14 protein-coding genes and 2 pseudogenes are annotated in these 19,476 nt (G+C 61.4%); 8 read left to right on the top strand and 8 right to left on the bottom strand.

Translation table 11 applies throughout. From position 1 onward, the window contains the following. Together HKD46_RS16575 and HKD46_RS16570 are read left to right on the top strand one after the other, a co-directional pair. Positions 1 to 65 (top strand): annotated as a pseudogene (locus HKD46_RS16575) (IS200/IS605 family transposase); the annotation flags it as partial. Between the two features lie 58 nt (positions 66 to 123). Continuing rightward, positions 124 to 960: pseudogene (locus HKD46_RS16570) on the top strand (chitinase C-terminal domain-containing protein); the annotation flags it as partial. A gap of 341 nt (positions 961 to 1,301) precedes the next feature. Here HKD46_RS16570 and HKD46_RS16565 read toward each other — a convergent pair. The 7 genes from HKD46_RS16565 to HKD46_RS16535 all read right to left on the bottom strand — a co-directional run bounded on the left by HKD46_RS16565 (position 1,302) and on the right by HKD46_RS16535 (position 9,057). Further along, positions 1,302 to 2,537 (bottom strand): lipopolysaccharide assembly protein LapB, encoded by a 1,236-nt coding sequence (locus HKD46_RS16565; RefSeq protein WP_161470149.1) that lies wholly within the window; start codon positions 2,535 to 2,537, stop codon positions 1,302 to 1,304. A gap of 11 nt (positions 2,538 to 2,548) precedes the next feature. Continuing rightward, positions 2,549 to 3,184, bottom strand: coding sequence for an energy transducer TonB (locus HKD46_RS16560; protein ID WP_043154309.1), 636 nt, complete (start codon positions 3,182 to 3,184; stop codon positions 2,549 to 2,551). A 16-nt stretch (positions 3,185 to 3,200) separates the two neighbouring features. Next, the gene (locus tag HKD46_RS16555; RefSeq protein WP_010675476.1) at positions 3,201 to 3,608 is read right to left on the bottom strand and encodes a biopolymer transporter ExbD; all 408 of its coding nucleotides are present in this window, start codon (positions 3,606 to 3,608) and stop codon (positions 3,201 to 3,203) included. Positions 3,609 to 3,675: 67 nt separating this feature from the next. Further along, positions 3,676 to 4,203 carry a MotA/TolQ/ExbB proton channel family protein gene (locus tag HKD46_RS16550; protein WP_010675475.1) on the bottom strand — a complete coding sequence of 176 codons (528 nt, stop codon included), beginning with the start codon at positions 4,201 to 4,203 and terminating at the stop codon, positions 3,676 to 3,678. A gap of 10 nt (positions 4,204 to 4,213) precedes the next feature. After that, entirely contained in the window at positions 4,214 to 5,587 is a 1,374-nt protein-coding gene (locus HKD46_RS16545; protein ID WP_171865684.1) for a MotA/TolQ/ExbB proton channel family protein, read from the bottom strand. After that, on the bottom strand, positions 5,584 to 6,348 hold the full coding sequence (locus HKD46_RS16540) for a DUF3450 domain-containing protein (protein ID WP_010675473.1): 765 nt from the start codon (positions 6,346 to 6,348) through the stop codon (positions 5,584 to 5,586). Before HKD46_RS16540 ends, HKD46_RS16545 begins: the two co-directional genes overlap by 4 nt. A gap of 102 nt (positions 6,349 to 6,450) precedes the next feature. After that, a complete protein-coding gene (locus HKD46_RS16535) occupies positions 6,451 to 9,057 on the bottom strand; it encodes a TonB-dependent siderophore receptor (protein ID WP_171865683.1) in 2,607 nt (868 codons plus the stop codon). 736 nt (positions 9,058 to 9,793) lie between these two features. On the opposite strand from HKD46_RS16535, the gene HKD46_RS16530 reads away from it, so the two are divergent. From HKD46_RS16530 to HKD46_RS16510, 5 genes are all read left to right on the top strand, one after another. Further along, positions 9,794 to 10,819 (top strand): ABC transporter permease subunit, encoded by a 1,026-nt coding sequence (locus tag HKD46_RS16530; RefSeq protein ID WP_010675471.1) that lies wholly within the window; start codon positions 9,794 to 9,796, stop codon positions 10,817 to 10,819. A gap of 2 nt (positions 10,820 to 10,821) precedes the next feature. After that, the gene (locus HKD46_RS16525; protein WP_041212459.1) at positions 10,822 to 11,865 is read left to right on the top strand and encodes an ABC transporter permease; all 1,044 of its coding nucleotides are present in this window, start codon (positions 10,822 to 10,824) and stop codon (positions 11,863 to 11,865) included. Between the two features lie 82 nt (positions 11,866 to 11,947). Then, positions 11,948 to 13,765, top strand: coding sequence for an extracellular solute-binding protein (locus HKD46_RS16520; protein ID WP_039040350.1), 1,818 nt, complete (start codon positions 11,948 to 11,950; stop codon positions 13,763 to 13,765). A gap of 25 nt (positions 13,766 to 13,790) precedes the next feature. After that, complete coding sequence (locus HKD46_RS16515) at positions 13,791 to 14,828, top strand: ABC transporter ATP-binding protein (protein ID WP_171865682.1); 1,038 nt, start codon at positions 13,791 to 13,793, stop codon at positions 14,826 to 14,828. Between the two features lie 94 nt (positions 14,829 to 14,922). Continuing rightward, a complete protein-coding gene (locus HKD46_RS16510) occupies positions 14,923 to 15,924 on the top strand; it encodes an ABC transporter ATP-binding protein (RefSeq protein WP_041212969.1) in 1,002 nt (333 codons plus the stop codon). A gap of 629 nt (positions 15,925 to 16,553) precedes the next feature. Here HKD46_RS16510 and HKD46_RS16505 read toward each other — a convergent pair. Continuing rightward, positions 16,554 to 18,005: an aminoacyl-histidine dipeptidase gene (locus HKD46_RS16505; protein WP_045525722.1), complete on the bottom strand. Its 1,452-nt coding sequence runs from the start codon at positions 18,003 to 18,005 to the stop codon at positions 16,554 to 16,556. Between the two features lie 926 nt (positions 18,006 to 18,931). On the opposite strand from HKD46_RS16505, the gene gpt reads away from it, so the two are divergent. Continuing rightward, entirely contained in the window at positions 18,932 to 19,399 is a 468-nt protein-coding gene (gene gpt, locus HKD46_RS16500) for a xanthine phosphoribosyltransferase (protein WP_039040347.1), read from the top strand. Positions 19,400 to 19,476 lie beyond the last annotated feature (77 nt).

Raw genomic sequence — 19,476 nt, 5'->3', positions numbered from 1 at the left:
CGGGCTCTTGCGGCGGAGCACCGTTGGAGGTGATCAAGCAATACATTCAAAACCAGCGGGGCTGACGCCCCGGCGAAATTCCCCTCCCACCTACGTCGGAGGGAGTCCCCTTTCGCATTTAAGATGGGTCACAAGCTCGACTACATCGTCAAGCGGGGCCTGGGGGGCGTCATGTTCTGGGAGATGGCGGGGGACTATGACTTCGACGCCGCGAAGAACGAGTACGTGATGGGCAGCACCCTCACCAGCCTCGCCTACGAGAAGTTTAGCAAGGCCGACAAGGCGGCCCTGAAGCAGAATGATCTGCCGGCGCCGGCTGCCCAGCTCGACATCGGCGTGAGCCTCTCCGGCTTCAAGGAAGGGGACTCCAACTACCCGATCAACCCGACCCTCAAGCTCACCAACAAGTCGACCCAGACCATTCCGGGCGGCACCCGCATCGAGTTCCTGGTCCCCACCTCCACCTCAGACACCATCACCGACCAGAGCGGCATGGGACTGAAAGTGGTGGAGAGCGGCGGCAACCAGAACTCGGACGGCATCGCCAATGAGAAGGACTTCCACAAGGTGGCTCTGACGCTGCCGGCCTGGAAAGCCTGGACGCCGGGCACCGAGGTCGAAGTGGCCATGACCTACTACCTGCCGGCCGCCGGTGTGCCGAGCGGCATGCGCCTGATTGCCGGCAGCCAGACCATAGGTCTGAAGTCCGACTTCCCGGCCCTGGCCGAGGCGGTGCTGGGCAGCAGTGGTGGTGGTGACGGCGGCAGCGGTGGCACCACCTGTGCCAGCCAGAACGTCAACCCGGCGGACTACAATGCCTATCCGACCTGGCCGCGCGGGGATCACGCCAATGGCAACGACCGCATGACCAACGGCAAGGCGGTGTGGCAGGCCAACTGGTGGACCAGCAGCGAGCCCAAGACGGGCGATGGCAGCTGGAAACTGATATGCAGCTACTGAGTTGTCCAGGCTGCTATACCAGCAGCGAACTCAGAGTGGGCGACGGCAGCTGGAAGCTGGTGTGCAGCTACTGATGACCGTTTGAGCGGCAGGCCGGCACTTTGCATGGCCTGTTCTCTCGCAAGGCAATGACCCAATCCGGAGCCCAGGCTCCGGATTTTTTTGTGCCTTGTATCAGGAGAAGGAGGGGAAAAGGGCAGGGGCGGTGCAATAAAAAAGACCGCTCCGAAGAGCGGCCAATTGCCACCAAGGCAATCTGCGGGGTGACCCCCTTGTCGATGTGTCGCGGCCCGGATGCCGAGTCGGGGAGATCCCCGTCCCGCCAGCCGGGCCGCGCAGCTTTATTGGGTGACGGCGCCGCCCTGCTGCTCTTTCAAGAAGCTGATCCAGGGGGAAGCACGACCACTGACGTTGCCATTCTGGGCGGCCTGAGTGAAGGCGGAGAGCGCCTCCTTGGGCTTTTGCTGCTCAAAATAGGCGACCCCGGTCAGGAACTTCAGATCCGCCCGCTGCTCGCCGCTGGCGTTGGCGGCAGGCTTGGCGGCGAAGGCCACCAGATCCTGGTAGCGTTTGCTCTGGATCATCATGCGCGCCATCTTGAGCTGCAGCTCGGCATTGGGGGCCAGCTTGTAGGACTTGGCCAGGGTGTCGATGGCCGGGTCCAGCTCCTTGGCCTGATGCCAATAGTTGGCCAGCGTCTTGTAGTTGGCCGCGGTGCTCTCGATCTGCCCCTCCTTCATGGCTTTCTCCATCACGCGGGCGGCGCGGTGGGGAATGCCGGCGAAGGCGAGGTAGTTGGCGAGCCGCTGCAACTCGTTGGCCTCGGTCAGCATGCCGAGGTTGTAGGCCCCTTCCAGTGCCGCCAGGGCCTTGGCATCGTTGCCCGCCTGCATGTGCATGGCCGAGAGCTGGGTCCAGTACTTCTTCTTCTCCGGGTAGCGGTCCACCAGGGCGGTCAGCACCTCGGTAGCCGGCTTGTACTGTTTCAGCTCGTAGTGGGCCGCCATCTTCAGCAGGTACCAGGACTCCGGCGCCTTGCCCGCGGAGAGCTTGATCGCGTTGTCCACCGCCGGAATGGCTTCCCGGTACTGCTTGAGCTGCACATGGGCGTTGGCCAGGGTGATGTAGGCGTGCGGGGTCGGCTTCTCGTCCTTGCTGAGGTTTGCGAACCACTCCTTCATGGTGTTGATGGAACCCTTGAAGTTCCCCTCCGCCATGTAGAGCTGGGCCAGGTTGTAGCGCACCTGCTGGGCCACCGGGGGCGGCAGGCCGCCGGTGGCGATGGCGTCGGCGAAGTACTTGGTCGCCTGACCGTACTTCTCCTGCTGCGCCGCCACGAAGCCCAGGGTCTGCAAAATGACCCCCTTGTCGTAGACCCGCTCGCCGGCGCCGGACAGCGCCTCCTGCAGCTTGGCATTGGCCTCGCCGTATTTCTTCTCGGTGATCAACGCCTGGGCCTTGTTGACCGCGCGGTAGGCGCGGTCAGACAGGGCGGGTTGTTCGGCGGCCCAGGTGGCGGTGCTGAGCAGCACCGCCATGGCCACCGGGGCGAGGATCAGGGTATGTAACTTTTTCATCGCCACCCTCCTTAGTTGGTCGCAAACTCGATCTCTTGCTGCATGCGACTGGCCTGCGGCTTGCCGTCCACCATGGCCGGCTTGAAGGTCCACTTGGCGATGGTCTGGCGTGCCGCCTTGCCGAGGTCATAGCTGCGGGGCTCTTCCTTGACGATGCGGATGTTGCTCACGGTACCGCGCTCGGTGACGGTGAACTCCACCAGCACCTTGCCGGACGCAAGACCGGCCAGGGCCGCCTTGCGGGGCATCATGGGCTCGAAGGTCGCCATCGGGATGGCGCCGTTGTTGCCGCCCATGCCGCCGCCACCGCCGCCGGTGCTGTAGGCACCCAGGGCGTTGCCGCCACCGATGTTGACCGGGATGTCGAGTTTGGGCATGTCCATGGGGGAGCTGTCCATCTTCGGCCTGTCCGTGCTCGCCACCTCCATCTCGGGCGGGGGCGGCGGGCGGTTCGGGGGCGGCGGCTTGGGCAGTTCCCGTTGCTTCTCTTGCAAGGTCTCCTGAGGCTTGAGGCGGATGAAGTCGGTCATGGTGACGTCCTCCCGCTCCGTCAGCTCCCGGTGATCCGGCGTGATGAGCTTGTTCATTCCCAGAAACAGGAAGAACACCACCACGCAGGAGACCGCTAACGATATCAGGTATCTCATGGCATTCGCTCCGGCATCAGCTGCTCTTGTCGGCGGCGATGGAGATGTTCTGGACACCGGCCATGCGGATCTGGTCCATGACCTGCACCACCAGACCGGAACGGGATTCGCTGTCGGCCTGGATCACCACGGCGCTTTCCGGGTTCTCCGCCCGCAGCCGCTCGATGTTGGCACGCACCGCGCCCACTTCGACGATGCGCTTGTCGACCCAGACCTGGCCGTTCTCGCGGACCGCGACCATGATGTTCCCCTTCTTCACCGTCTCGGCCGTGCTGGCGCTCGGGCGGTTGATCTCCACGCCGGACTCCTTGACGAACGAGGTGGTGACGATGAAGAAGATCAGCATGATGAACACGATGTCCAGCATGGGGGTCAAATCGATGGCCGCCTCGTCAGCACCGCTGTCGCTGTGACGTTTTCTCATGGCAAAAAACTCCTTGCTTGTTCTGTGCCCCGGCGGGCATGGCCCGGCCGGGGATGTGCATCCTGCATCAGCCGTGTTTCAGGTTATCTTCCAGCTTCTGCACGGCCAGCTTGGCCTTGTGATCGAGCCGGCTGACAAAAAACAGGCCGGAAAGGGCGGCAATCATGCCCGCCATGGTCGGTACCGTCGCCTTGGAGATCCCCGAGGCCATCGCCCTGGGGGAGCCTGTGCCGGTAATGGCCAGGGTATCGAACACCTGCACCATGCCGACCACGGTCCCAAGCAGCCCCATCAGCGGGCAGAGGGCGATCAGCACCTTGATGACCGGCATCCCCTTGTCCACCGCCATGGCGACCCGGGAGACCAGCTCGCGGCGGATCTGCCTGGCGGACCAGGAGAGGTGATCGGTGCGGGCCAGCCAGGCCGTCTTGGTCTGTTTCACCTGCTGGGGATAGACCGCCATGAAGTAGAACCAGCGCTCCAGCAGCAGGGCCCACATCATCAGGGTCAGGAAGAACAGGGCGACCAGCACGTCGCCCCCCAATCCCAGAAACCGGCGGACCGACTCGACTTCTTCAATCAACCAGAACCACATGGGTGACTCCTTAGGCTGCGGCTTTGGCGGCGTGCAGACGTTCCTGATAACGGGCAACGAAACCGGCGCTCTGCTCTTCCAGTACCTGGATCAGACGGCGGCTCTGGGTCTGCACGATGGTGTAGAGGAACAGCATGGGCACGGCCACGACCAGACCCTGCATGGTGGTCACCAGGGCCTCGGAGATACCCCCCGCCATCAGCTTGGGATCGCCGGTACCGAACAGGGTGATGGCCTGGAAGGTGGCAATCATCCCGACCACGGTACCCAGCAGGCCCAGCAGCGGGGCGACGGAGGCGATCAGCTTGATGAGGCTGATGCCCTTCTCCAGCTTGGGCACGTTGCGCAGGATGATCTCGTCGAGCTTGGACTCCAGATCCTCGATGTTGTCACCGCGGTGCGCCTGATAGGCCCCCAGCATGTCACCGATGGGGTTGCCCTTGATGACCTGCTCGGACTTCAGCTGCTTGCGCATGGCGCCGCCGATGAGGGAGAGACGGGCACCGCAGAACAGGGCCAGCAGGGTGCCGATGACACCCAGCGCCAGGATCACGTAGCCCACGGAGCCACCCTGATCGATGCGCTCCTTGAGGGTCGGCGATTGCACCAGCAGGGAGAGGATCACGCCGCGGGACGGGTCGATGAAGATGGGTTCGACGCTGCCGCCACCCTGTTCAAACTTGGCGACCGGTTCCAGCACCGCGTTCTCGGGCTGGCGGGAGAGTTGTTCGAACTTGCCGGTCTCCGGCACGAAGGTGAGGTACTTGCCTTCGGAGACGGTGTTGAACTCGCCGATCTGGGTCACGGTCTTCTGGGCCTGGTTGCCCTCGCCGTAGACCACGGTGGCCGGGATCTGGCTCACCTTGCCACCGTCGACCATGCGGCTGAGGGTGGTGGTCCAGAAGGCGGTCAGGTCATCGCTGGAGGGCAGTTCCTTGCTCTCGGCCAGGCGAGTCAGCAGGGCAGTCTGCTCGGGATGTTCGACCCGGCGGGCGGAGGCATTGAAGATCCCCTTGAATTCACCGGCGAACTGGCGCAGCACGCCAAACATCTCGCCCATGTTGCCGGAGCGCTGGCGCAGGGTTTCGGTCAGCTCGGTGAGCTGCTTGTCGTTGGCATCGAAGGTGGCCTTGAGCTTTTCGCCCCTGGCGACTTCGGCGGCGAGATCCGCCTTGGCCTTGGCGAGCAGGGCCCCTTGTTCGTTCTTGTCAGCCAGGAAGCGGGCTTCCCGCTCCTTGTTGAGCTGGGATTCGCTGGTGCTGGCGGCCTTGACCTGATTGAGCAGGGCGTTGAGATCCACCGGCTTCTCGGCGGCGGTCACCGGCAGGGTGACCAGGGTAGCGCCCGCGATCAGCGAGGCGATGGCAAGTTTGATTCCTTTCATGATGCTTTCTCCGCAGTTTGAACCGGCAGCTTGATGAGGGCGGGGGGCGCCTGCTTCTTCGCGATGCGAAGGCCTTGTTCAACCGCACTGCGATACTCCTGGGGCAGTACTTCCCACTGGCGGGTCTTCTTGTTCCACATGCCGGTCTCGTTGCCATCCGGGGACTGGTAGAGCAGGGCGATGCGGCCGACGCGCAGGAACTCGTAGGTCTTCTCGTCCCCATCCTTGTCCAGGCTCGCCTTGTAGGCTTCGATGGTGCGGCTGAAGCCCTCCTCGATCTGGTAGGCCTCGAGGATCTTGCGGTACTTCTCGGAGATGGTGACGTCGGCCCGGTTCATGAGATCGGTCAGGGCCGCCACGCGGTCCTCACGCTCCACCTTCTGGAACGGCAGGTCCAGGGAGACGAACTGCTCGAGTGAGTCGATCATCTTGAGCATCAAGGGCACCACTTCGGTGCTGGTCTGGTCGATCTGGGCGATCTGCTTTTGCATGGAGGCGAGTTCGGCGCTCTGGGAGTCGACCATCTTGCCCACTTGCTCGTTGTAGGCGCGCAGGCTGTCTACCTGGCGCAGGGCGGCCTTGTACTGGGCCAGGGCAGACTCGGCAGACTCGGCGTAGCTGTCGATCTTCTGCTGGGAAACTTTGGATGCATTGTCGGTGGCGGCTTGAGCGTCCACGGCCTGACCGGCGGTGGCGGCACTCAGATTGAAGCTGGTCAGCAAGGCAGCCGAAATCAGGCTGCCGAGGAGCGCTTTCTTCATTGTAATTGTCCTTGTCTTCATAGGATTACCCTATCTCCGTAACTTCCTTGGGACCTTGGGCAAAGCCGGCCCGAACGGGCCGGCTTGTGGTTTGCTGGTGGATTAGAACTTCTGGCTGTAGTCGAGGTAGTAGATGCGACCGTCGATGCTGTAGAGATCTTCGTTATAGGTGAAGCCATCGCTCTCGAGGGACGGGCCCACGTTGAACATGTTCTTCACGCCGACCTGGATCTTGCCGTTCCAGGGCGCTTCCACGCCGACGTTCAGGTTCCAGGTGGTCTGGGACGCGATGTGGCCCACTTCCTCACCGGTATCGGCGATGTAGTCCTGGCTCTGGGAGTCGATGTAGTTCGCGCTCAGGTAGGTGTCCATGTTCCACCATTGGGGAACATTGACGCCCACACCGGAGCTGAAGCGCAGCTGCGGCAGGCCGTTCTGGCCGATCTTGTCGATGACGGGACCACCGGCGTACAGACCTTCCTTGTACTCGAGGATGTAGGTACCACCCAGGTCGTAGCGGATGGTGGCGTAGTTCAGGTCGTACTTGTAGTCCACCTTCAGGTCAAGACCCGAGGTATTGAGGGTCCCCAGGTTGACCATGGGGGCGATGGCGCCGCTGATCTTGCCCTGGCTGTTACGGGTGATGTAGCTGGAACCGCCGTTGTTCAGCTCGTCATAGATGACGGACTGCAGGGAGTTCAGCTGGATCATGTCCTCGATCTTGATGGTGTAGTAGTCCAGGGAGAGGTTCAGGTCATCCACCGGGCTGTAGGCCACCCCGAAGTTCCAGGTGTCCGCGGTCTCTTCCTTCAGATCCTCGTTGGAGGTACGGGTGGTGTCGTACTGGCGGTTCGGGCAGTCAGCCGCGGAGATGCCGTTGGCCTCGCAGTAGACATAGTCCTTGGCCCAGTCGGCGGAGTAGGAGTCAGCCGAGTAGAGGTCGCTCAGGCTGGGGGCGCGGAACGAACGGGACCAGGAGGTGCGCAGCATCAGGTTGTCCAGCGGCTGGTAACGCAGGCTCGCCTTGGGGGAGAAGGCGCTGCCGAAGTCGCTGTACTTGTCGAAGCGACCGGCCACGTTCAGCTCGATCTGCTCGGTGATGGGCACCAGGGACTCGATGTAGGCGGCAGTCACGTCACGCACGCCACCGGAGGAGTTGCCGGAGGAGCCGATGATGTTGCCGGCTTCGGACTGGGCGTCGTATTTGTCGGCATAGACCCAGTCGTTGTACTCGGCACCGGCATACCAGCTGACCGGACCGGCCGGCAGTTCACCCATGTCCCACTGGACACCGGCGTACCACTGGTAGAAGTCCATGGTGGCGCGGCGGCTGGTGTCGGCGGCCATGGAGGCCGTGGTGGAGGCGTCGAACTCGCCACCGACGAACTTGCCGTCGGCGACCGCCTGCTGGGCGGCGGACTTCAGTACGTAACCGGTGCCGTTCTCCTTGTTGTCGGTCTTGGAGTACATGTAGCCGGCGTTCCACTGCATGTCGCCGACGCTTTCAGTGGTGATGGTACCCTCGAAGCCCAGGTTCATGCTGCCGGTCATGTCGGTGACCAAGTTGTCGCGGGGGCCGACGTTGTTGAAGCGGTAGTAGGCATAGGCAGCTTCACCCAGCCCCTGGGTGGCGGCGGCATCCAGGCCGTTGTCGGCGAAGAACTGGGCGTTCTTCGGGTTGGCCGGATCGATGGTGAAGGCGCCGGCGGCAGGGGCGAAGCGGCCGAAACTCTCGACCCGGGAGCCGATGAGCTGCGGCACGAAGTCGACGTTGTCGTTGATGTGATAGCGGCCGTTCACGTACAGGGTGTCGCGGCTGCGGGAGGCCGTGGTGGCGGCCACCTGACCGTAGTTGAAGTTACAGCCGTCCTCGAACCCGACGAAGGGGGACTTACAGGTGCCATCGGCATTGGTGGCGCCGGCCAGCGGGCCGTATTTCCAGATGGGGTCGCCGTTGGCGTCAAGACCCGTGATCCCTTCCACGTTGCGGCCGTAGGGGCTGGGGGAGTCGTTGCCCTGTTTGGAGAGATAGTCACGATCACGGGCGTAGATGACGTCCTTCTTGTCGTGCTCGTAGACCGCCATCAGGGAGCCCTTCTCGCCGTTGATCCCCGCGACCATGGAGCCGCTCTTCTCGTCACCGCCGTCTTCGGTCGGGGAGCCAAGGCGTCCCTGGAAGCTCAGGCCTTCATAGCCCTCTTTGAGCACCACGTTGATGACACCACCGATGGCGTCGGAACCGTAGATGGCGGAGCCGCCGTCCAGGTTGACTTCGACCCGCTCAACGGCGGCCATGGGGATGGTGTTCAGGTTGATGGAGGTGCCGCCCATGGTGGGGGAGCCCGCCACCCGCTTGCCGTTCAGCAGGACCAGAGTACGCTCTGAACCCAGGCCGCGCAGGCCGACGGTGGCTTGGGACTGGAAGGAGCTGCCGGAGGCCGGGGAGACGCCGCCAAAGGAGTTGTAGGAGGCTTGCTTGAGGTAATCGGCGACGGTCTGCTGACCGGATTGCTCGATCTTCGCCTTGGTCACGGAGACGACCGGGGTGGCGCCTTCCACATCGACCCGGGAGATCCGCGAGCCGGTGACCTTGATTTTTTGCAGTTTTTCGACGTTCTGGCCCTCTTCGGCCAGGACAGGGGTGGCCACTACTGCCGCGCTCGCCAAGGCAAACGCTACGGCAGCAGAGAGTCTGCTTTTCCTAAGCATCGCTAGTATCCTTCCTGATTGTTTTTTGTTTGCTTCCATTACCGCCCTCGTTGGAGCGGTGCGTAAGGCTTATCAAGGTTTGGTGATGGACGTCAAATGGAGCGGCGGGGATGGGGGCAGTAGAGGGAATTAGATGGGAATATGCACTTGATGGAATATTTTTGGCGTTTTATTCCGTAAATGCCGCGTCAACTTATGTAAAGATGTTGTTAGGTTCGATTTTTACAATTTTATTGATTATTTTTGAACTTATCGATAAGTCGCTTGTCACTCCAGTGTCGATATCGAGAAAACGGTTTTTTGCAGTATTTTCATCTGCTTTTGTGGCGAGAGCGTTTTCCGGGGAACGGAGGGTGGGGGCGGCTATCCCTCTTCTATAGGTAAATAAGAAAGCAGTCCGACTTACCGTTAACTTGTTGATTTTGTTCTGCTTGATATGGATTAAAACACCTGTGTAATTAATTTTTTAATAATTAAAATCGAGTTGGACGGGTAGGCGTAGCAGTTTTTTATATTGAAGTTGGGTTTTTTGGAAAAAATCATCCGCGGGATATGCTGCGGGGGGACATTCCCGGTCGCAGACCGGGTTCTACTTGATTTTTGTTGCAGAGCTTTTACAGTGACCGAGCCGGATTGTCTGTCAATGCCAGTCAATTCAGTGAGTAATGCCAGGTAAGGATAGGCCCGTCACCGGATGTGACTGGCCATAAAAGAACAACAAGGACGAGGTTCCACCATGCTGTCGTATTTCCTACGTCGGATGCTTTTGATCATCCCGACGTTTCTCGGTATCACCCTGCTCGTCTTCACCATCACCCGCTTCGTGCCGGGCGGCCCGGTCGAGCGCATGCTGCTGCAGGCGCAGGTCTCGCAAAACGAGTCAGGCCGCTCCAGTGGCAGCAAGGGGGCGCAGGCACTCTCCGACGAACAGATTGAAGAGCTCAAGGCGTTCTACGGTCTCGACAAGCCCATGCTGGTCGCCTACTGGGACTGGTTGCAGAAGCTGGCGGTGCTGGATCTCGGGGAGTCGACCCGTTATTACGAGCCGGTGTGGGATCTCATCAAGGAGAGGTTGCCGGTGACCGCCTTCTTCGGGCTCGCCACCTTTCTGCTGAGTTATGCCGTCTCCATCCCGCTCGGGGTGGCCAAGGCGCTCAGGCACAACAGCCGCTTCGATTCCCTGAGCTCCATGCTCATCTACATGGCCTATGCGCTGCCCGCCTACGTGGTGGGGATCTTCCTCATCACCGTCTTTGCGTTCCATCTGGAGTGGTTGCCCATGGGGGGCTTCCCGGGGGACGAGTTTGACGGGATGGAGAGCAGCTGGGATCAGATCCGCACCGTCTTCGCCCACGCGCTGCTGCCGCTCATCGCCTACGCCATCGGGGATTTCGCCATCCTCACCATGACCATGAAGAACAGCCTGATGGAGAACCTGTCGGCGGATTACGTGCGCACCGCCGTGGCCAAGGGGCTGCCGTTTCGCAAGGCGGTGACCGATCACGCCATGCGCAACAGCCTGATCCCCATCGCGAGTCACTTAGGGTCGGTGCTCACCGTCTTCTTCGGGGGCTCCTTCCTCATCGAGACCATCTTCAACATCGACGGCATCGGCCTGCTCGGTTACGAGGCCATCGTCGAGCGGGATTACCCCACCGTCATGGGCATTCTGGCCATCACCTCCATGCTGATGCTGGTGGGCAACATTGTCTCCGACATCTGCGTTGCCCTGGTCGATCCCCGCGTGCGGTTTGGAGAGTGAGCATGAACCTGAATCCGGTAACTCTGAAAAAACTCAAGCGCTTCAAGTCGATAAAGCGCGGCTACTACTCCTTTGTCATCTTTTCGGTCCTGGTGGTCATCTCTCTGCTGGCGGAACTGCTGGTCAACAGCCGGGCCCTGGCGGTGAGCTATCAGGGGGAGCTCTATTTCCCCACCTATGGGGACGTGATCCCGGGCCAGCACTTCGGGCTCGACTACGAGTACGAGACCAATTACCGCCAGCTCAAGAGCCAATTTGCGAAGGAAGATAAGGGGGATTGGGTGTTGCTGCCCCTGGTCCCCTGGAACCCCTATGAGCAGGACTTCAAGGAGGAAGCCTATCCGCCCTATGCCCCGAGCCTGGCGGAGCGCCACTTCCTCGGCACCGACACCAGCGGTCGCGACGTATTGGCACGGCTGGTCTACGGCTTTCGCATTGCCATCGGCTTTGCTTTCATCGCGCTGGTGGCGAGCTATGTCATCGGGGTCAGCATCGGCTGCATGATGGGGTTCCTCGGCGGTCGGTTCGATCTCCTGATGCAGCGTTTCATCGAGATCTGGTCCCAGGTGCCCTTCCTCTACGTCATCATGATCCTGGTCTCCCTGGCCAAGCCGAACTTCGGCCTGTTCGTCGGCATCAACGTGCTGTTCGGCTGGATGGGGATCACCTGGTACATGCGCACCCTCACCTACAAGGAGCGGGCACGGGACTACGTGATGGCGGCGCGGGCCCAGGGGGCGAGTACCCGGCGCATCATCTTCAACCATATTCTGCCCAATACCCTGATGATGATCGTCACCCTGGCCCCGTTTGCCGTGGTGGGCAACATCTCCACCCTGACGGCGCTGGACTACCTGGGCTTTGGCCTGGCGCCGCCGACCCCGAGCTGGGGGGAGCTGCTCTCCCAGGGGATCAACAACCTCGACGCCATCTGGATCGTGAGTTCGGTGGTGGCGGCGGTGAGTCTGGTGCTCATCATGGTCTCCTTCATCGGGGAGGCCATCCGGGAGGCGTTCGATCCGCGCAAATTTACCCGTTATCAGTGAGCGGTGGCGCCTTGCCAGGGCACATCGACAGGACCCTTAATGAAGACGCCCCCAGTGCAGGGGCATGACCAGGAAGTCAAACATGAACAATAAAATCAAATGGACAGGTGCTCTCTTTCTGCTGTTGAACGGATCCTGGGTGTGGGCGGCCAGCCTGCCCGCGGATCTGACGTGGGAGACCAACGACACCGACCCCGTGTTCGCCTCTCCCAAGGCGCTGCCCGGCGGCAACCTCAATCTCTTCGTCGACAGCTTCCCGTTGACGTTTCGCACCGTGGGGCCGGATTCCAACGGCTCGTTCCGCTCCTTCATCCTCGACAACCAGATGAGGCTCATCAGCTTCCATCCCAACACGGGCAACCCCATTCCGGCCCTGGCGAATGCCTGGGCCATCGCACCGGACAGCCAGACCGTCTATTTCAGGCTCGACCCGCGCGCCAAGTGGTCCGACGGCAAGCCGGTCACCGCCGATGACTACACCTTCGGCTACGAGATGATGCGCTCCAAGGACATCAAGGGCCCCTGGTTCAACAACTACTACACCACCGAGGTGGTGGCAGTGGAGAAGATTGACGACCACACCATCCTGGTCAAGGCGGGCAGCCGCAAGGCCAAGCTCGATCTCCTCAACACCACCGAACTGTGGCCCCAGCCCAAGCACTACTACAAGATGGGCCCGAACTGGGTGAAGCAGTACAACTGGGCCGTGGTACCCACCACGGGCCCCTACGTGATGAGCGACGTGAAGAAGGGCAAGTCCGTCACCTTCAGCAAGCAGAAGGAGTGGTGGGCAAAAGACGATCGCTACAACCAGCACAGGTTCAACCTCGACACCATCAAGGTGCAGGTGATCCGCGACCACAACATCGCGTTCCGCCACTTCCTCAAGGGGGAGCTGGACACCTTCGAGATGATCCTGCCCAACTGGTGGCATGAGAAGGCGGTCACACCGGAGTACAAGCAGGGATACGTGCAGAAGGTGATGGCCATGACCGACACCAAGCAGGGGGGACAGGGGGTTCACCTCAACGTGGCCAATCCCAAGCTGGCGGATCTCAACGTGCGGCTCGGCATTCAGCACGCCTTCAACATCGACAAGATGATAGAGACGGTGCTGCACGGCGATTATGACCGCGCTACCACCTTCGGCTCTGGCTTCGGGGCCTTCACCGACATCGCGCTCCCTGAGCGGGCCTACGACATCGCCAAGGCACGGGAGTACTTCGCCAAGGGCGGTTACGGCAAGCAGGGACCGGACGGCATCCTGCAAAACGACAAGGGAGAGCGGCTCACCCTGGCCCTCACCTACACCAGCCAGGAGCACTCCAAGCGGCTGACCGTGCTCAAGGAAGAGGCCAAGAAGGCGGGCCTGGATCTGGAGCTCAATCTGGTGGATGGCGCCACCGGCTTCAAGGTGATGCTGGAGAAGAAACACGAGGCGGCCTGGCTTGGCTGGGGGGGCGGCGGTCTCTATCCGCAATACTGGGAGTCCTTCCACTCCGACAACGCCAACAAGCCCCAGACCAACAACCTGTTCAACGTGGCTGACAAAGCGCTCGACAGCCTGATCGACGCCTACAACGTCGAGTTCGACATGGACAAGCGGGCCGCGCTTTCCCACCAGATCCAGCAGCGGATCTATGATCTCGCCATCTTCGTGCCCGGGGTTCAGCTCAACTACGTGCGAGCCAGCAGCTGGCGCTATGTGATGCTGCCGGAGGTGCCCGCCACCCGCAACACCCCGGATCTGCTCTACTGGCCCATGGATGGCTACCCCCACAGCAGTGGCGGCCTGCTCTGGATCGATCCCAAGGTGAAGGAGGAGACCCAGAAGGCCAAGGCTGACGGCAAGGCGCTGGCCCCCATCACCCTGATCGACAAGACCTATGCACATCATTGATGTGGTCCAGAAGGGAGCAGCAGTCATGCCCAACACACAGGCCACCGCCCCCGGCACCAGCGATCATGAGGGGCAGTCTCTGTCCCCCATCCTCGAGGTGCGGGATCTCGAGGTGGAGTTCGCCGTCGACGACGGCAAGATCAAGGTGCTCGACGGGGTCAGCTTCCAGGTCGCCCCGGGCAAGACCCTGGGGATAGTCGGCGAGTCCGGCTGCGGCAAGAGCGTCACCTCGCTGGCCATCATGGGGTTGCTGCCAAGGCCCCACGGTCAGGTGGTAGGGGGCTCCATCCGCTTTCAGGGGGAGGAGCTGCTCAATCTGCCGCCGGAGCAGATGTACAAGGTGCGTGGCAACCGTATCTCCATGATCTTTCAGGAGCCCATGACGGCCCTCAACCCGGTGCAGACGGTCGGCGATCAGCTGATGGAGGTGTTTCGCCTCCACCGCCCCGATTACAGCAAGGCCCAGCGCCGTGACGCCGCCATCGCCATGTTGAAGAAGGTGGGGATCCCCGAGCCTGCCCAGCGTTTCGCGGCTTATCCCCACAATCTTTCCGGCGGCATGCGCCAGCGGGTGATGATCGCCATGGCGCTGGCCTGCGAACCGGCCCTGCTCATCTGCGACGAGCCGACCACGGCGCTCGATGTGACCATCCAGGCCCAGATCCTGGATCTGATGAAGGAGCTGCAAGCCCAGACCGGCATGGCCATCATCTTCATCACTCACGATCTCGGGGTGGTGGCGGAGCTGTGCGACGAGGTGGTGGTGATGTATGCCGGGCGTGCGGTGGAGCGGGCCGATATCTATGAACTGTTTGACCACCCGCGACATCCCTATACTCATGGTCTGATGGCCTCGATCCCGCGTCTGGAAGATGTGCCAAAGAGCCTTCTCAAGACCATCAAGGGTCAGGTGCCCGCCCTGCACGAGATGCCGGCAGGGTGTCGTTTCTCCAACCGCTGCCCCCATGCCACGCCCCTTTGCGTGGAGACCATACCGGTGACCGAGCAGTTGAGCGAACACCACGGGGTGGCCTGCCACCACTGGAAGGAGGTGAGCCTATGAACGGTCTGGTGTGGGGACGGGGTGTCGCAGGGCAGCCAGGCGGCGGGAAGGCGACCAGGTCGTCTGCTGCCATGAATCGTCGGGGATGGAAGTCATGACCAGCTTGTTGTCGGTAAGCAATTTAAAGCAGCATTTCAAGATGGGTGGCGGTTTCTTGCGCAAGCAATACACCGTCTACGCGGTGGATGGCATCAGCTTTGATCTCAGGCAGGGGGAGACCCTTGGCCTGGTGGGGGAGTCGGGATGCGGCAAGTCCACCCTGGGGCGTTCGTTGCTCAAGCTGTTCGAGCCGAGCGCCGGCTCCATCACCTTCGAGGGGCGTGACATCACCCACCTCTCGCCCAAGGAGATGCGATCCCTGCGTCAGGAGATGCAGATCGTGTTCCAGGATCCCGCAGAATCCCTCAACAGCCGCCACACGGTTGGGCAGATCCTGGAGGAGCCTTTCATCATCCACGGTAAGGGCAACGCCGAACAGCGCCGGACATGGGTGCAGGAGCTGCTGGAGAAAGTCGGCTTGCCCGGCAGCGCGGTGGATCGCTACCCCCATGAGTTCTCTGGCGGCCAGCGCCAGCGCATCGGCATCGCTCGCGCCATCGCCCTCAAGCCCAAGCTGCTGGTGTGTGACGAGGCGGTGTCGGCGCTCGACGTGTCGGTGCAGTCCCAGATCGTGAACCTGCTGCTCAATCTGCAGCGGGAGATGAACCTCGCCATCATCTTCATCGCCCATGACCTGTCGGTGGTCAAGCACATCTCGGACAGGATTGCGGTGATGTATCTGGGCCGGATCGTCGAGCTGGCCGAGGCCCAGGCTCTCTACCTGGCACCGCGCCATCCCTATACCCAGGCCCTCATCTCCGCCATTCCGGTGCCGGATCCGCGGCGGCGCAGCCAGCGCATCCTGCTGACGGGGGATGTGCCGTCCCCCATCTCGCCGCCGAGTGGCTGCCATTTTCACCAGCGCTGCCCCCATGCAACGGATCTGTGCCGCACCCGCTCGCCCGCCCTTGAGGCGTGCGGCGGGCAGGGGCATCAGGTAGCCTGCCATTTCCCCTTGCCCGTGCAGGAGGCGGTGCCGTTGGGAAAGGCGATATGATGCCGGCGCCCGCCGCGTCGCGACCGGCATCGCTGCAAGGTGGCACCGAGGAGGCGCAATAGAGGCGGAAACGGGATAAAAAAATGGGGCCTGCGGGCCCCATCTTCATGGTTGGAGTTCAGGTTTGGCCGTGGGAATTCTGGCCCGGGCAGGACAGCGCCCCGATGGGGGTGGCTGCTGTGTGGATTGCTGAGTTGTTTTGTAGTTTTATTACGTTGCTAATTTCAACTTCCGGACAGGCGATATCAGGCGCCATAACGGAAGTAGTAATTGCGGGTTGCAGGCGCATAAGTGTCTTTCTCTTCAGCACCTTTCTTGCTGGTTGCACCCTTCAGGTGGAACAGCACTGCCAGATTCTCGAACATATGATGACCTCGTTTCTCTGTGGTTCATGGGTTGTGTGACCTTGGTCACGTTCTGATCCTAGGGGCATATGTGAGCTGGATCAACTTTTTGTGTTGTAAATTTACATAAATCATGGAAAAGGTTTTCAAATGCAGACCTGTTCATGGATACGATTTCAAGCCAGGGCCGCGCGTGGAATCGGGGATATGAGAGAGGTGGCCGAGGAGGAAGCACAAAAAAGATGCCCCGCACGGGGCGGGGCATCGGTATGGTCGTGAGCTGGCTTACTTGGCCGGGATATGTTCCAGCACGTGAACCAGCAGTTGCCAGAAACGCTCGACCGCCGGGATGTGTACCTTCTCCCCCGGTGCGTGAGCGCCACGGATGGTCGGGCCGAAGGAGACCATGTCCCAGTCCGGGTAGGCGCTCTTGAACAGACCGCACTCGAGGCCTGCGTGGATCACCATGACGTTCGGCATCTCGCCAAACAGGGTCTGGTAGCTGCTTCGCACCAGCGCCATGACCGGTGAGTCAACGTTCGGGGCCCAACCCGGGTAGGCGCCGGTGAACTCGCAGCTGGCGCCGGCCAGGGTGAACAGGGAGCGGGTCATCTGCTCGATGTTCTCGCGACCGGAATCGATGAGGGAGCGGATCAGGCACTGCACATAGACTTCCCCCTCGAGTGTCTTGATGACACCCAGGTTGGTGGAGGTCTCGGTCACGCCCGGGATGGCGTCGCTCATGCGCATCACCCCGTTCGGGCAGGCCATCAGGGCATCCAGCAGGCGGCTTTGCAGGGACTCGCTCATGAGCTGGGCCGGTTTCTCCCGGGCGGTGAGCAGCACGGTGAGGTTGGCCTCGGTGGCGGCCAGCTCGCTTTGATAGATGCCGGCGTAGCGGTCCACCAGGGCCTTGAAGTCAGCCACGCTGGCGGCGGGCACCAGCAGGCTGGCACGGGCCTCGCGGGGGATGGCGTTGCGCAGGGTGCCGCCGCTGAGATCGCCAAGGCGCACCCCCAGCGGTTCGGCGGCCTTGAGCAGACGGACCAGCAGCTTGTTGGCGTTGCCGCGGCCGCGATGGATGTCGACCCCGGAGTGGCCGCCGCGCAGGCCCTTGACCTGCAGCTCGAAACCTTCACCCTCGGTGGCAGCAACCAGCTCCAGGGGGAAGCGGATATTGGCATCCACCCCGCCGGCGCAGCCCATGTAGACCTCGCCATCCTCTTCGGAGTCGGTGTTGAGCAGGATCTCGCCTTCCAGCCAGCCCGCTTCCAGACCGAAGGCGCCGGTCATGCCGGTCTCTTCGTCGGTGGTCAGCAGCACTTCCAGCGGACCGTGCTTGATGGTCTTGTCGGCCAGCACGGCCAGGCAACCCGCCATGCCCATGCCGTTGTCGGCACCCAGGGTGGTACCGCGGGCAGTGACCCATTCACCGTCGATGTAGGCATCGATGGGATCGGTGGTGAAGTCGTGCTGGGTGTCGGCGTTGGCCTGGGGCACCATGTCGATGTGGGCTTGCAGCACCACGGCCTTGCGGTTTTCCATCCCCGGTGTGGCCGGTTTCTTGATGATGATGTTGCCGACGGCATCTTGCTTGACCGCCAGGCCTTCTCCCTGGGCCCATGCGACGATCCAGGCGCTCAGTTGGGCTTCGTGCTTGGAGGGGTGGGGGATGGAGCAGATCTGCTCGAAGAATTGCCAAATCAACTTGGGAGACAGAGAACTGAGCTGTGCCACGTCGGGACTCCTTACCAGCATGGAAAATGTCGGGCCCCACTCTGCGGGCCGGGGAAGAGGATAACGATAATACAGTCAATCACGCAAAAATGTGAGCGATCAGCGCAAATGACGCTCTGCTTGTGCTGGGAAAGGGAGCATGGATGGCGAACTTCACTGCCTGCCTTATTCGTGTCAGCACAACATCAGTTATGTGATGTTTGTCACAAAAATATTGTCTTTTTGGCGCCGGGTGGTAAATTAGCCGCCGTGGCCAGCCCACTTGTCAGGATGACAATCAATGCCTCCAGGGAACCGAAGCAAAGCAAGTGCGCCTCCATGGAACCGAGTGTCAGTTCAAGGATGTGAACCCGCATTAAGGTACGTAACTTGTTAAGCAATCAGGAGTTTATGATGTCAGGCAGCAATTCAACCTATTGGTTTGCCCAATCTCTCTATACCCAGGGCTTCAACTACCCGAATCCCTACGCCACCCGCCGTTAAGGCTCGCAGGCGTCACAGGTAACAGCAGCAGGTGTGTGAGGATCCTCTCCTCCTCCTGCTATTTTTTTGCCCGAATGTCATGGAATGTGTGTCAAACGGCTAACCTGTCGGTGTCGCCGGAGCCCTCCGAAAAGGGCGACAGAGCGGGAGATGGCGGACATTTCCTGTTTTTCGCATACGTTTGCCGCTCAATTTATCCATAAAGAGTGCTATCATACCGGCCCAACAGCCGGCCCGAGATCGGGAGTCCACCCGACATGGCCGCCAGCTACACCCCATCCCTGTTCGCATTGCATCCGTTTTTGCCGCCGAGGCGTTAGCCCCGAGGCCGAAAAAGTGCAAGCAAAATTCGGGAAACGGGGTGCCAGAATTGACCTGAACCCGTCTCTTTGCCGGGTTTCGCCTCATAAGTGATTGCTTTATAACTCGTTGAGATCGATAGCATGCCAAAAAAGTTCTATGTATCGTGGGATAACCTGCAACGCGAAGCGCGCCGTCTGGCCCGTCGTCAACTGCCTGTCAGCCAGTGGAAAGGGATCATCGCCGTCAGCCGCGGTGGTCTGGTGCCTGCGGCCCTGATGGCCCGCGAACTTGGCATTCGCAATGTCGAAACCCTCTGCATCTCCAGCTATGACCACGACAACCAGCGCGAGCTGGTGGTGGTGAAGGCTGCCACCACCGCAGGTGACGGCGAAGGCTGGCTGGTGGTGGACGATCTGGTGGACACCGGCGGCACCGCCAAGGCGATCCGCGAGCTCTACCCCAGAGCCAAGTTCATCACCATCTTCGCCAAGCCCATGGGCGAACCCCTGGTGGATGACTTCGAAGTCGCCATTCCGCAGGATACCTGGATTGAACAGCCCTGGGACATGGCGCTGGAGTTCGCCAAGCCGATCTGCGACGAAGCGTAATCGCCCCACCGGTCGCGACCAGTGACTCCCCGGCATTCGGGAGCGGACTGATCCGTCGTGATGCAAGGTTGACCACA

The organism is Aeromonas sp. TW 6, from assembly GCF_013168745.1.
In the GTDB taxonomy this organism is placed as follows: Bacteria; Pseudomonadota; Gammaproteobacteria; order Enterobacterales; family Aeromonadaceae; genus Aeromonas; species Aeromonas caviae.
This window is presented reverse-complemented; position numbering and strand designations above follow the sequence as displayed.